Source organism: Methylophilus flavus, from assembly GCF_042678905.1.
In the GTDB taxonomy this organism is placed as follows: Bacteria; Pseudomonadota; Gammaproteobacteria; order Burkholderiales; family Methylophilaceae; genus Methylophilus; species Methylophilus flavus.
In genome coordinates, this window is record NZ_JBHTLN010000001.1 from 20,900 (window position 1) to 34,099 (window position 13,200).

At 50.4% G+C, this 13,200-nt stretch carries 10 protein-coding genes; 5 read left to right on the top strand and 5 right to left on the bottom strand.

Features of this window, described 5'->3' with window-relative positions; all coding sequences use genetic code 11:
• Positions 1–24: 24 nt before the first annotated feature.
• A complete protein-coding gene (locus ACFQ2T_RS00100; protein ID WP_379028813.1) occupies positions 25–309 on the bottom strand; it encodes a DUF2934 domain-containing protein in 285 nt (94 codons plus the stop codon).
• Positions 310–518: 209 nt separating this feature from the next.
• On the opposite strand from ACFQ2T_RS00100, the gene ACFQ2T_RS00105 reads away from it, so the two are divergent.
• Positions 519–1,691 (top strand): sugar MFS transporter, encoded by a 1,173-nt coding sequence (locus ACFQ2T_RS00105; RefSeq protein ID WP_379028816.1) that lies wholly within the window; start codon positions 519–521, stop codon positions 1,689–1,691.
• 11 nt (positions 1,692–1,702) lie between these two features.
• Here the strand turns inward: ACFQ2T_RS00105 and ACFQ2T_RS00110 are convergent, their stop codons facing one another.
• From ACFQ2T_RS00110 to ACFQ2T_RS00125, 4 genes are all read right to left on the bottom strand, one after another.
• The gene (locus tag ACFQ2T_RS00110; RefSeq protein WP_379028819.1) at positions 1,703–2,068 is read right to left on the bottom strand and encodes a hypothetical protein; all 366 of its coding nucleotides are present in this window, start codon (positions 2,066–2,068) and stop codon (positions 1,703–1,705) included.
• A 5-nt stretch (positions 2,069–2,073) separates the two neighbouring features.
• Positions 2,074–3,513 (bottom strand): metalloprotease TldD, encoded by a 1,440-nt coding sequence (gene tldD, locus ACFQ2T_RS00115; RefSeq protein ID WP_379028822.1) that lies wholly within the window; start codon positions 3,511–3,513, stop codon positions 2,074–2,076.
• Positions 3,514–3,607: 94 nt separating this feature from the next.
• Complete coding sequence (locus tag ACFQ2T_RS00120; RefSeq protein WP_379028825.1) at positions 3,608–4,465, bottom strand: carbon-nitrogen hydrolase family protein; 858 nt, start codon at positions 4,463–4,465, stop codon at positions 3,608–3,610.
• A 54-nt stretch (positions 4,466–4,519) separates the two neighbouring features.
• A complete protein-coding gene (locus ACFQ2T_RS00125; RefSeq protein ID WP_379028828.1) occupies positions 4,520–8,386 on the bottom strand; it encodes a YhdP family protein in 3,867 nt (1,288 codons plus the stop codon).
• Between the two features lie 238 nt (positions 8,387–8,624).
• Between ACFQ2T_RS00125 and ACFQ2T_RS00130 the strand changes: the two genes are divergently transcribed.
• The 4 genes from ACFQ2T_RS00130 to ACFQ2T_RS00145 all read left to right on the top strand — a co-directional run bounded on the left by ACFQ2T_RS00130 (position 8,625) and on the right by ACFQ2T_RS00145 (position 13,145).
• Positions 8,625–10,520 carry an ATP-binding cassette domain-containing protein gene (locus ACFQ2T_RS00130; protein ID WP_379028831.1) on the top strand — a complete coding sequence of 632 codons (1,896 nt, stop codon included), beginning with the start codon at positions 8,625–8,627 and terminating at the stop codon, positions 10,518–10,520.
• A 26-nt stretch (positions 10,521–10,546) separates the two neighbouring features.
• Positions 10,547–11,122 (top strand): hypothetical protein, encoded by a 576-nt coding sequence (locus ACFQ2T_RS00135; protein WP_379028834.1) that lies wholly within the window; start codon positions 10,547–10,549, stop codon positions 11,120–11,122.
• Between the two features lie 166 nt (positions 11,123–11,288).
• The gene (locus ACFQ2T_RS00140) at positions 11,289–11,969 is read left to right on the top strand and encodes a response regulator transcription factor (protein WP_379028837.1); all 681 of its coding nucleotides are present in this window, start codon (positions 11,289–11,291) and stop codon (positions 11,967–11,969) included.
• A 24-nt stretch (positions 11,970–11,993) separates the two neighbouring features.
• The gene (locus ACFQ2T_RS00145; protein ID WP_379028840.1) at positions 11,994–13,145 is read left to right on the top strand and encodes a sensor histidine kinase; all 1,152 of its coding nucleotides are present in this window, start codon (positions 11,994–11,996) and stop codon (positions 13,143–13,145) included.
• Positions 13,146–13,200 lie beyond the last annotated feature (55 nt).

Here is a 13,200-nt window from a genome sequence, read left to right on the forward strand (position 1 = left end):
CTGGGTTCACTGCAAGTTAACGCCTCAGGCGTTCAATTTGCTATCGATCTGTTTCTCTGCCTCAAGCCAGTGATCTGAACTGGGGCCATTGAAGCCATGTTTCTCGGCAATGTAATACGCAGCTTCTTCAATCATCTGCAGACGGTTAGCGCTGGTGACGATCGCAGGAGCGCTGGATTTCTTGCTACTGGTAGTTGTTTTGCTGGCAGTCTTTTTTGCGGCGGGTTTGGAAGCCGCTGCTTTTGTTGTCACTTCTTTTTTTGCGGCTGGTTTTTTACTACCGTTCTCAGTACTTTTGCTGGTGGCCATCATATCTCCTTGATCTAGAGTGAAATAAAAGTGCGAGGCTTGTGACCTCGTGTGAATCATCTTATTAAAATGTAACACTTGCCGTCAAGCCGTTAAATGAGCAGACTCTGAATTTGATGGGGAGTTCGCAGCTTTATTTGGGATTATTTCCTTTTCAAGCCCGGTTATTTATGATGTAGTGCATGCGCACCCGCAATTAAAGGATATCCATGTATAAAAAGGCCCTGACGTCACTCACCATTCTGTTTTTTATGATGGGGTTTATCACTTGTCTGAACGATATTCTTGTGCCATACCTGAAAGCTATTTTTTCACTTAGCTACAGCCAGGCCGCCCTGGTGCAATTCTGCTTTTTTGCTGCTTACGGGCTGACTTCCATTCCATTCAGCAAGTTGATTGAACGTGTCGGCTACCAGAAGGGGATGGTGGTTGGCTTCACGCTAGCGGCATTGGGCTGCCTGCTGTTTTACCCGGCCGTCATATTACATACCTATCCACTTTTCCTCGGTGCGTTATTCGTGCTGGCATCCGGCATTGTGTTGTTGCAAGTCGCGGCAAATCCTTGCGTGTCTGTCATCGGCCCAAAGGAAACGGCTTCTTCCCGCCTGACCATGGCACAGGCCTTTAACTCACTGGGCACTTTTATTGCCCCGTTGTTTGGTGCCTATTTCATCCTGTCCGCACTGACAAACTCAACGCATGCCGAAGGTGTTGTCTATCCCTATTTCTTTATTGCATTTGTGTTAATCATCATTGCGCTGGTGCTTTCCCGTCTTAACCTGACCGGGCTTGAAAGCACAGCAGCAGATGAAAGTGGCTGGCTGGAAGTACTAAAAGAAAAAGGCTTGTTACTGGGGGTGATAGCTATATTTGCCTATGTAGGGGCTGAAGTCGCCATCGGCAGCTTCCTGGTCAATTACGTCATGGACATCAGCCATGCTACGGAAACACAAGCGGCACCGTTGGTGGCGTTTTACTGGGGAGGCGCCATGGTAGGTCGTTTCCTGGGCATCTTTACCCTGAAAGCGTTTGCACCTGCCAGAGTGCTGATGACGCACGCATTGCTTGCCGTTATCCTGATTCTCATCTCCATGCAAGCCTCGGGCACGCTGGCGATTGGCAGTATGGTCCTGGTCGGACTTTGTAATTCGATTATGTTCCCGACGATATTCACCTTGGGTATTAAAGGCCTGAAAGCCGGGCAGGAGAAGAAAGGGTCTGGTTTATTGGCAACGGCGATTCTGGGAGGAGCGATTGTCCCGTTATTGACCGGGCTGCTGGCTGATCGTATGGGGCTGCATCATGCATTTATCTTGCCAGTGATTTGTTATGTTTATATCGCCTGGTTTGGTTTTAAAGCGTTGTCTGGCAAAGCGCATTAAATCATTTTTTGTTAATCAGAAGCCAGTCCTCGCAGACCAATACAATTTCCCCATGGGTCTTGAAGCTGGCAAATGGCATAACCATTTTCAATGTGCAACGGGCCGCGATAGAGCTTGGCGCCGATAATTTGGGCATGCGCCAAGGCTAGATTAAGTTTTGGAACAAACCAATAAACGACAGAGCCGGCAGGCCCTGAGCCCACTTTCTCATCAGCGGGGACGAATTCCAGTGAAATGCCATCGAGAGATAGGTATTCAAAATTGTCAGCTGCAAGGCGCTGCCGCTGAGCGTTAGGAAATAATTGCTGGTACCAGTTCAAAGCCTCCGGAACCGAGGACACATGAATCATCACGGCTGCAATTGGTTGCGCTTGCATGAAGCCTAAGCGGATGTTCCGCCCACGGTTAAACCATCAATCTTCAGTGTAGGCTGGCCAACGCCCACCGGCACACTCTGGCCTTCTTTACCGCAGGTACCTACGCCGCTATCCAGCGCCATATCATTACCAATCATGCTGACTTTGGTAAGCACGTCCGGCCCATTACCGATCAAGGTAGCACCTTTGACCGGATAGGTGATTTTGCCGTCTTCAATCATATAAGCTTCAGCGGCGCTGAATACGAATTTACCGCTGGTGATATCGACCTGGCCGCCGCCAAAGTTGGCTGCATAAAGACCTTTTTTCACTGACTTGATAATCTCTTGCGGATCTTTATCGCCGTTCAGCATGTAAGTGTTAGTCATGCGCGGCATAGGGATATGCGCATAGCTTTCGCGGCGCGCATTGCCGGTCAGGCCCATACCCATCAATCGGGCATTCAGCGTATCCTGGATATAACCACGCAGGATACCGTCTTCGATTAACACCGTGTTTTGCGGCGCATTACCTTCGTCGTCCATGGTTAATGAACCGCGGCGATTGGCAATGGTGCCATCATCGACGATGGTGATGCCTTTGGCGGCGACTTGCTGACCTATCATGTTTGAGAAAGCTGAGCTGCCTTTACGGTTGAAGTCGCCTTCAAGACCATGGCCTATCGCTTCGTGCAGCAGGATGCCTGGCCAACCACTGCCTAACACGACGGTCATGCTACCGGCTGGGGCAGGGCGGGCATCGAGATTGACCAATGCCTGGTGTACAGCTTTTTGTGCGTAATCCTGTAATACTTCATCGGTAAAGAAGCTGTAATCAAAACGCCCACCACCGCCACTGCTGCCTTGTTCTCGGCGGCCATTGTGTTCGGCAATCACTTGCAGCGAGAGGCGTACCAGCGGGCGTACATCGCCAGCCATCACGCCATCACTGCGGGCGACCATCACCACTTCATATTCGGCAGCAATCGAGGCCATTACTTGCGTCACGCGAGGGTCTTGTGCTTTTGCATAACGCTCCAGCTTTTCCAGTAACTTGACCTTGGCTTCGGCGCTCAGGCTGGCAATCGGGTCTTGCGGCAGGTAGAGTGGGGCATGGCTGCGGGTGAGTATGCTATGGCCAGTTTTTTCCTGGCCCAGATTGGCAATCGCACGCGTGGCATTGGCCGCCTGTTGCAAGGCGTCCAGGTGAATATCATCGGAATAGGCAAAGGCGGTTTTTTCGCCGCTCACGGCACGTACGCCTACGCCCTGGTCAATATTAAAGCTGCCAGATTTCACCTGGCCTTCTTCCAGCCCCCACGATTCACTGCGGCTATACTGAAAGTACAAATCGGCATAGTCGATATTGTGCGTCATCATGCCAGACAAGACTTTGCTTAAAGCTTCCTGGTCCAGCCCGGCCGGGCGGAGTAGCGTATCGTTGGCAGTGGTGAGTAGCGTTTGCATATAGGTCAACTTAATAAAAGAGTCGGACAACTGGTTAAAACTAATGTTTGGAATAAGTTTTATGAAAAGAGTGCCGTAACGCGGCTCAGCATTTTCATGAAATAGTAGTAATCGTTTTGTGTTTCAAGGCCGGCAGGCTCTGACGCAAGTTCTTAATATAATTGCGGTTGATGTTGGCAATTACAATCCCTGATCCACGCGGTAACCTATCCAGCACTACCCCCCAAGGATCCACAATCATGCTGTTGCCATGCGTTTCACGACCCGAAAGGTGGTAGCCACCTTGTGCCGAGGCAACGACATAACAGAGGTTTTCAATGGCACGGGCACGCACCAGTGTTTCCCAATGCGCTTTGCCGGTGGTTTCAGTGAACGCGGAAGGCACAACGATCATATCCACTTCGCCCATGGCGCGGTAAAGTTCAGGGAAGCGCAAGTCATAGCAGATAGACAGGCCGATGCGGCCAAAAGGCGTATCAATCGCCACCACGCTGTCACCAGGCTCTATGGTATTTTCTTCATGGTAGTGCTCGGTGCCCATATCCAGCCCGAACAGGTGAATCTTGTCGTAGCGGGCGACCTGTTCGCCTTTCTCGTTATACACCAGGCAGCTGTTGCGGATTTTTTTAGCATGGTTGCTTTGCATGGGCACGGAGCCGGCAATGATCCATAGCTTGAATGCTTTGGCAGTTTTGCTCAAAAATTGCTGGATTGGGCCGTCATTAGGCTTTTCGCTAATGGCGACTTTGTCAGTATCTTTCAGGCCCATAATGCAGAAGTATTCAGGTAAAACCACCAGTTTGGCACCCGCTTTCGCCGCCATTTCAATCAGGCGTTTGGCCTCAACCAGGTTGGCGGCTACATTCGGGCTCGAAGCCATCTGAATGGCGGCGACTTTGACAATATCGTCATTTGCTGCGGATTTCAGTTTTTTTGTTTTATTGTCTGCCATGGCATATTTTCCGTTGGAACTAGAATGAATGTTGTCACGACATCCAGTGTGACATCACTGGATGCTTTTTAAGGGTTGAACAGGTTGCTTAGTCGGTTCCGTTTTATCAATTTCCACTTCTTGCGGATTATCCCAGGTGCCGGTGATCATATATTCACTGGAACTGATTTTGTTCAAAGGGTCTTTTAACAGTTTTTGCGCGATAAAGGCAGCCACGCCGACAATCGGCCCGCCTGCCAAGGCAGCCAGGGAAACAGAATCACTGATATGCGGGATCACTTTGACTTTCAGGCGCTGGGTTTCGGTTTTCAAGTTGGTTTCGCCTTTGAGTCTCGCTTCCGCTGCCGGGCCGGTCATGAACAGGTCATCACTCCGCAGGATACCATCACGGATATTGGCGCTAGAAGTGATTTTGTCAAAGGCGAAGCCCTGGCTGAATAAATCACGGAAATCCAGTGTAAGCCGGCGTGGCAGGCTTTGCAAACTCAATAGGCCAAGCAAACGGCCAACGCCCGGCTGCACTTTAAGGATTTGCCCTTTTTCGAGCTGCATGTTGAAGTTACCGTCCAGCCGCTCGACTGCGAATTGATGCGGGCTACCCGGCCAGCCAATCTGGCCCGCTATATTGCCCGTACCACCTTTCACCATCTCGCCGCCGGGCTGGAAGCGTTGCAGGGTTTTGCCCAGGTTGCTGGAGGTTAAGTTGAATTTGAGACTGGTTTGCGGGCTACGCACAGAGTTTCGCCAGGTGCCGTCAGCCGTTAGCTGGCTATCAGGGTTATTAAGATTCATTTTCTGGATCACCCAGTTTTCACCACTGTTATAGGCCTTGATATCCAGGCTACCGAGTTGCTTATCGCCAAACTGGAAATCCTGTGCAGAAATTTCCACTTCTGGATAGGTCATGTTCAGGCGGCGTACTTCTCCGGAAGCAGCGGGTGTGTCATCGGTGTCCATGCTTCGTGGCAAACGCAGGTAACTTAATTTGGCAATCAGCTTGTTATTTGGCTTGGCGGTGACCCAGTCTGCATCTCCCGCCAGTTCCTGGCTCTGGATGGACATTTTCAGGCGATCCTGTTCAGGCGTGATGTTCAGTTTGATCTGGTGCAGATTGCGGTCAAACACTTGCAAGGTGCCGGCACTGAGATCTATGCGGTTTAACGGGATATTCGCCGGGCGCGCTGGTTCTGCTCCTGCACCTGCACCTTGCCCCATATAGGCCAGCCATTCGTCTACATTCAGTTTCTGGAAATCAGCGCGCAGGTTGATGCCTTCACCGGAGGGCAGGCGCGGCGGCGTATTGACTGAAATTTCGCCAGCGCTGATTTTAGGCTCCGGACCGCCGGTGGTGCGTAAAAAGTTCGCATGTAACCAGTCGTTGTAATGGATGGCAACCTTATCCGGCTGGTTACTTTCCTGGCGCAGGCGTATTGTTAGATTTGCCGGAGTTTCAACTTCCTTTTTAATGGGTTCTGGTAAATCGATGCCCATGCCAATCAGCTGCGAACGTATATCCAGCCGAATATTGCCGGGTGGCTGAATCAGCAGGCTGCTTTTCCAGTCCGTGGTGCCATGCAGTGCTTTGGTCAGCAGATTGCTGTCCAGTTTTTTCAGCGCGGCATCGGTGATTCGACCACTGCCCTGGATAATGACAGACTTGTCGCTTCTCGAAGTGAGGCTGACGGATGCAGGATTATCAAACATAGAGAGTTGCACCCCCTGCGCTTGCAGGTTTTTTTCAGTGAACTTCAAATGACCATTGATGTTGGTCATTTCCGGCATGGCGATCTCGGGATTGGCGGCAATGCGGCCATTTTTAATCGCATAGTCACCTTGGAACTGGCTGCGATCAACATCATTGAGTGGAATCTGCAATGCCAGTTTCAATTCGGCATCGCCTGAGGTTTTCAGGTAGTCGGTAAAGCCCATGGTCACCTGGCGCACCGGGCTGGTGTTCACAAACTTGACGCCTTGCTCAACAGAACCAGTCACAGTGGCCTTCACGTTCAGCATCGGCCAGTCTGCATCCAGCTGTGGAATTTCAACGTGCGCCTGTGTGATGTGCTGGCCGACCGTAGTCCCGTTTTTCACCGAGATATCCATGCGCTTGCCTTCAAACTTGAGCAAAGCATCGACATTCTGGATCAATGGCCAGCCAGTGCCGTATTCCAGGCTGACATGATCCACCTGGGCGGTGACTTTGAATAAGCCTAGCGATGGGTCAGCCTGATGCGCGGCATTTACAAACGGAAAATCCTTCATGCGGCCTTTGATGATGACGTCACCGCGCCGGATCTGGCCAGCGAGAATAGAAGTATCCAGCCAATGCAGTGTGGATTCACCAAGAATCAGCGGGTAATAAAATGGCGCGTGCTTGGCATCGCCGCGTTCAATCTGGGTTTGCAACTGAATGGTGTCACCTCCGGCAGCGCCGAGTTGATATTCCAGGTTGGTACGCAAGGCGATATGCGGGTTTGCAAGTTGCAGGTTGTGGGTGCTGATTAACAGTTTCTTGCCATTGTTATCCCACTCGATGTTACCCTGCAAACGGTCTATCGGTACCGGCCAGCGCAGGATTTTTGCTAAATCGATACTGGCATTCTGCGTGTCCAGGTCAATACTGCCTGCATTCGGGTGTAGCGATAATCGCCCAGCCCAGTTTTTCAGGCCTGGTAACTGCGCATAGGCTGTGGTGTGGACGGCATTCAGGTTCGCTTCCACCGCATAGTCTTGCCATTTATCCTCACGATTAAGCCATCGCAGCTTGATTTGGTTGGCATTGAAAGCGGGTGCGATATGTTCAAGATAATCGGCAGCCTGGGATTGCGAATCCAGCCATTTGGCAAATAACTCGCCCTGTTCAAGTGCGAATTTTTTCATGGACAGTATGCCTTCGTGGCCGTGAGCGTCCCATTGCAGCTCGCCATTCGCATCATCAAGTTTCAGGCCTGGTTGGATATCGGCAGAAAAATGTTTCAGATAGATCATATGGCGCTGCTCGACGCGTTGCCAGCGGAACTCGCCATTCATACTATTGGCCAGGAAAGTTTCTGTCGTATCCGGTGGGGTGACCGAAACTGACTTTAGATTAATTTGCGCGGCCATACGTTGCAGTTGCATGGCTTTAAAAGCCAGCGTCGAAGTCATGCTGCCCTGACCTGCATGCACTTTTAATGGCAGGTCCAGCCAAGGACTCCAGGCCGCCAGGTCGATTTGTGGCAAACGTAGAGATATTTCGCCGTGCCAGGCTTCAGGTTTGGTCACATCATCACCGACCAGTACAGAATCAAGCGTGATACGTTGTTGAGTTCCGGTTGAAACCAGGCTGTCCATGTGGACCGTGTGCCGGTCTAGCAGGCGCTGCCAAACCGGGGTCAATATTTCTATATTCAGATCTTCCAGCAGTAAAGGTGGTGCCTGGCGTTGTTCATCCACCCAGGTCACGGTGGCATGCGTGATCCTGATACGTCTTTGTGCCAGTAGCCAGTTGGAAAATGCCGGGTTGCCCTTGCCGGACATGGAAATGCCCGCCAGGAAAAGCTCGCCATTGCTTGTGCGCCGGATGATCAGGTTGGGTGCATCAATGCGCAGGCTGATCAGTGAGGGCGATAAAAGCACCACACTGCTCCAGGACAAGCGGGTAATGACCTTTGAAAGTTCTAGGGCAGGGCGCTGTTGTGTGTCAAATACGGTGACATCCCCCAGAGTCACCTCCGGTGCCAAGCCGCGCCAGCGAATGCCAATGTGCGCAATCGTGACTTCCTGTTTCATCGACTGGCTTAATTGCTGGGCGATGCGATCCTTGTAATCATCAATATGCGGAAACACATAAAACTGGATCACCCCGATAATGCCTGCCAGGACTACCAATACGACGATAAGTAAGGTGAGTAGCCAGCGTTTGATTTTTTGCAGAGGCATGAGCAGGGAAGGGTCTTGGATGCAGGTGGTTTATCAACAGACTATTTTACTCGAAAACAGTTGCAGCACCTCAGGATATGCTGGATTAACGGCGATAATTATGCAGTCTGATCAGGATGAATCGTTTAAAATGCCGATTTTGCATGATTCAGGCGTTTTAAGTCGGTCAGTTTCGGGTGTGAATTATTCTAATTGGAAGTCACAAAGTGGATATCAAGATAAGTGAAAGTGGTCAGCAGTGATTCAGTTTAAACAGCTGACTTTTTCAAGAGCAGGCAAGGCATTAGTTGAAGACGCCAGTTTTCAACTGCATCCCGGGCATCGCATCGGTTTGACCGGTGCCAACGGCGCAGGTAAGTCGACTTTATTTGCCTTGTTACGTGGTGAGCTGGTCGCCGATGCCGGAGACTTGCTGATCCCGGCGCATTGGGTGATTGCACATGTCGCCCAGGAAACCCCGGCATTGTCTCAATCGGCACTCGACTATACGCTGGATGGTGATGAAGAGTTGCGGGCCCTGCAAACCAATCTTGCCAAAGCGCAATCTGGTGAAGTACATGACCCATTGCTAGTCGCCGAATGGCATCAGCGCCTGGCTGATATTGACGGGTATAGTGCTGAATCTCGAGCGAGTACTTTGCTGGCTGGCCTGGGGTTTTCCCAGGCGCAGTTATCGCAGGCGGTAAGTGATTTCTCCGGTGGCTGGCGCATGCGCTTGAACCTGGCGCGGGCGTTAATGTGCCGCTCTGACCTGCTGTTGCTGGATGAGCCGACCAATCACTTGGATATTGAAGCGGTGATCTGGCTGGAAAGCTGGCTTAACGCCTACCGTGGCACATTGTTATTGATTTCACATGACCGCGAATTTCTGGATAACACGGTCAACCATATCCTGCATATCGAAGACAAAAAACTAGAGCTATACCGCGGTGGCTATAGCGATTTTGAACGCCAACGTGCTGAAAAACTGGCGCTGCAGCAGGCGAGTTACCAGAAGCAGCAACAGCATGTTGCGCATTTACAAAAATATATTGACCGCTTCCGAGCGCAGGCGACCAAAGCCAGGCAGGCACAAAGCCGGATTAAAGCTCTGGAGCGCATGGAGCTTATCAGCGCAGCGCATGTAGATTCTCCTTTCAGCTTCGGTTTCCGCGACCCCGGTTCTGCACCAGATCCATTACTGGTATTAAACAAGGCAAAACTGGGATACAGCGATCAAGTACTGGTGAGTTTTAACCATCTGGCCATCCGACCGGGTGAGCGTATTGGCCTGCTGGGGAAAAACGGGGCGGGCAAGTCTACCCTGATCAAAACATTGGCGCAGTCCGAGACTTTGCTGGATGGCGAACGGGTTGAAGGCAAGGATTTGCGCATTGGTTATTTTGCCCAGCACCAGTTGGAACAACTGGTAGCGACTGATTCGCCATTACAGCATTTGCAACGGCTGGACCCTGCAGCGCGCGAACAGGAGTTGCTGGATTTTCTGGGTAGCTTTGATTTTCGCGGTGAAATGGCCAAAACCCCTTGCGGCCCGTTTTCTGGTGGTGAAAAATCCAGGCTTGCTTTAGCCATGTTGATCTGGAAGCGGCCTAACCTGATTTTGCTGGATGAGCCGACCAACCATCTGGATATCGAAATGCGTCATGCATTATCCCTGGCATTGCAGGCTTACGAAGGCGGCATGGTCATGGTGTCGCATGACCGCACGCTGCTGGCGACTTGCTGCGAGAAGTTTATGTTAGTGGCGGATGGCAAAGCGGAAGTGTTTGATGGCGATCTTGATGATTACAAGCAGCACTTACTCAAGCAGACGCAAGTATCCACCTCGCCTGACAAGGGTTCTGCGCCCAAGCAAAACAGCTACCATCAGCAGAAAGCCGACCGTCAGGCCAGGCTGGTTGAACGTCGGCCGCTTCTAAAGGCGCTCTCCAGCCTGGAAGCGCAAATGGCCAAACTGGAAATTGAAAAAAATACACTGCAAAGCCGCCTGGCTGACAGTGCGATTTATGAAGTATCGCAAAAAGCTGCTTTACAAAGCTTACTGCTGGCCCAGGCAGACAATAGTAAGCAATTGGAAAAAATTGAAAGTGAATGGCTGGCATGCCAGGAAAAACTGGAAGCATTGCCTGAATAACCAATATGGATAGTGAAGGATAATAAATGGAAATGACCTATACCGAGCGCCTGAAATTGCTGCATCAGTTATGCCAGGTGGAAGCCAGGCAGGCTGAACAGCGTTCTGAAGAAGAGGCCAGGGCAGCACTTGCCAATGCAGATGTAGAACAGGCCACCTACTATATTGCCAGCTTTGTGACATTTAAAGCCATACAATCGGCAGGGCGCCACCCGGGTGAGGAGCTGCAGAGTGATTTTGAAATGTTGGGCGTCTACCAATGTTTTGCATTGTTGGTGTTCGCTTTTTTATCCATGCCATTGACGCAGGAAGGGCATCAGCCGGATTACGACGAAGCGCAAGTCATGATAGGCAGTGCGCTGTTTGAAGGCATAGACCCTGAACTGCTTGCCGAGATTATAGAATCCGGGTTTCATAAATTCAGACTGATCGCTGAAGCCGACGCTGAGCATTGGCACGAATACCGCGAAAACCTGGATAAAGTCACAATCAGTTACATCATCGCCGCTACGGACGATGATAGTCCGCATGCAGCTTCAGAAGTGTTGCCATTGTTCGGTCAATTGCTTAGCCAGCTATGTGAAGCATTTAGTGCAATTTAATTGTTGATCTTAAATTACAGCATGTATAATTTAAAAGTTAATATTCTTGAAACTTTTTGAAAACTTGGGTAAATTTGTTGCTTAACGCTTGTTAATCAATTTGTTTCTTCGATAAGATTCCAAGGCTAAGGGTTTAGCGCCTTCCGTTAATCAGTAAGAGGATAAAATGAGCAAGCTGCTGTTAATTGACGATGATGTCGAACTAGCCAATATGCTGAAGGAATTTCTGACGCAGGAAGGCTTTACCGTAACGACTGCCCACGACGGTTTAACCGGTGAACAGTATGTATTAGCCGGTAAGTTTGAATTGGTCATTCTGGATGTCATGATGCCAGGACAGGATGGCATGCAGACCTTAAAGAATATCAGGCAGCATTCGGATATTCCTGTGCTGATGTTGACAGCAAAAGATGATAATGAAGGCCGTATCGAGGGTCTTGAAGGCGGGGCAGATGATTATGTGCAAAAACCCTGTCTGCCACGTGAGCTGGTAGCGCGTATTCGTGCCATCCTGCGTCGCCAGAACAACGACATTCCAAAAGGCAATGATATTGTCGTAGGTCAGTTGATTGTTTCCGGCGAGCGTAGAAAAGTGTTCTGGGGTGACCAGCCGATTGTGTTCACCAGTACCGAATTCAGCCTGATCGAGATTCTGGCCAAGCATGCCGGGACTATCGTCAGCAAAGAAGATCTGTCCCAGAAGGCTCTGGGTCGATCATTAGTGAAGTATGACCGTAGTATTGATGTACACTTGAGCAGCATCAGGCAAAAAATATCAGAAGCTTCCGGCGGCGTAAATGTGATTCAAACAATTTACCGCGTCGGTTATCAATTAGTCCGAGACTAATCATTTGAAGTAATAGCGGGGGCTATGGGGCGGCTGTTCTGGAAGTTGTTTGCAGCACTGTTTCTGGCACTTATCTCTACCGTCATCACGGTGGGGAATATTGTGCAATGGGAACTGCATCAGAAAGCGGCGCATGCGCATTACCCACCCTCGCAATCGTCTTCGCTGACGATTCCTCCTGCGCCAGTCCCCGCGCCAACAGTTGAAAACCAGTCCGGCTATGTGCATGTTCCCAATGAACTGAATTATGTCGAGCTGTTATTAAACTTCCCGTTCTCTGCATTGGTGTTTTGTTTAATCACCAGTGCTATCTTTGCCGGGGTGCTGGCATGGTCTATTTCGCACCCGATCAAATTACTGCTCGATCATTTGAGAACTGCCGCCGATGGCAATCTTCTCGTGCGCGTCAGCCCAAAAATCACTGTCAGTCATGACGAGTTTTCCGAGTTGGGCGCCGCTTTCGATTTAATGGCATTACGCCTGAACAGCATGATCAAAAGTCAATCCAATATGCTGCATCATGTGTCCCATGAATTGCGCTCGCCGCTGGCACGCATTCAGATGGCAGTCGGTCTGGTGATGCAAAACCCGAAAAAAATGCAAGGCTCATTACAGCGGGTAGAGCTTGAAGCTGTACGCATGGAGAAAATGATTTCCGAATTGCTGGAAATTTTCCGCCTGGAATCCGGCATGCAAAAGTTGCAAAAAACAGATCTTGATTTAAAAGGCTTACTTGCCAGCATTGTTGGCGATGTGCAGTTTGAAAAGCAGGATGCGCATATCTTGCTGGATATGCCTGACAGCGTCATTCTGATACACGGTCAACTGGAGTTATTGCAGCGCGCGATTGAAAATGTGGTGCGCAATGCAGTCAAGTATGGCCCTGTGCTGGGCGAAGTGGCGATTGAGTTGCAGCGTAGCGAGCGTACCGGTGAAGTCATCATAGAAGTCCAGGATCAGGGCAGTGGCGTTGAGCAGCAGGAGCTGGAGCAGATTTTCAAACCGTTTATCCGTGGGCGCAGTGCTTCCCAGATTGATGGTCATGGCATAGGGCTGGCGATGACCAAACACATCGTGGAGGCGCATGGCGGCTATGTCAAAGCGGCCAACTTGTCGCCGGTTGGCTTTATGATACGTATCCATTTGCCATATGCCAACAAGTCTTCTGCTGGCTGAATTCGCACGTATTCAGCTGCAACAATGTTAAAATAAGCGGTTTTAAAGATCACTC

What these genes read in the sequence shown, in the direction of transcription:
- ACFQ2T_RS00100 (WP_379028813.1), bottom strand. Translation starts at nt 309, where the DNA reads ATGGCCACCAGCAAAAGTACTGAGAACGGTAGTAAAAAACCAGCCGCA.
- ACFQ2T_RS00105 (WP_379028816.1), top strand. Translation starts at nt 519, where the DNA reads ATGTATAAAAAGGCCCTGACGTCACTCACCATTCTGTTTTTTATGATG.
- ACFQ2T_RS00110 (WP_379028819.1), bottom strand. Translation starts at nt 2,068, where the DNA reads ATGCAAGCGCAACCAATTGCAGCCGTGATGATTCATGTGTCCTCGGTT.
- tldD (WP_379028822.1), bottom strand. Translation starts at nt 3,513, where the DNA reads ATGCAAACGCTACTCACCACTGCCAACGATACGCTACTCCGCCCGGCC.
- ACFQ2T_RS00120 (WP_379028825.1), bottom strand. Translation starts at nt 4,465, where the DNA reads ATGGCAGACAATAAAACAAAAAAACTGAAATCCGCAGCAAATGACGAT.
- ACFQ2T_RS00125 (WP_379028828.1), bottom strand. Translation starts at nt 8,386, where the DNA reads ATGCCTCTGCAAAAAATCAAACGCTGGCTACTCACCTTACTTATCGTC.
- ACFQ2T_RS00135 (WP_379028834.1), top strand. Translation starts at nt 10,547, where the DNA reads ATGGAAATGACCTATACCGAGCGCCTGAAATTGCTGCATCAGTTATGC.
- ACFQ2T_RS00140 (WP_379028837.1), top strand. Translation starts at nt 11,289, where the DNA reads ATGAGCAAGCTGCTGTTAATTGACGATGATGTCGAACTAGCCAATATG.
- ACFQ2T_RS00145 (WP_379028840.1), top strand. Translation starts at nt 11,994, where the DNA reads ATGGGGCGGCTGTTCTGGAAGTTGTTTGCAGCACTGTTTCTGGCACTT.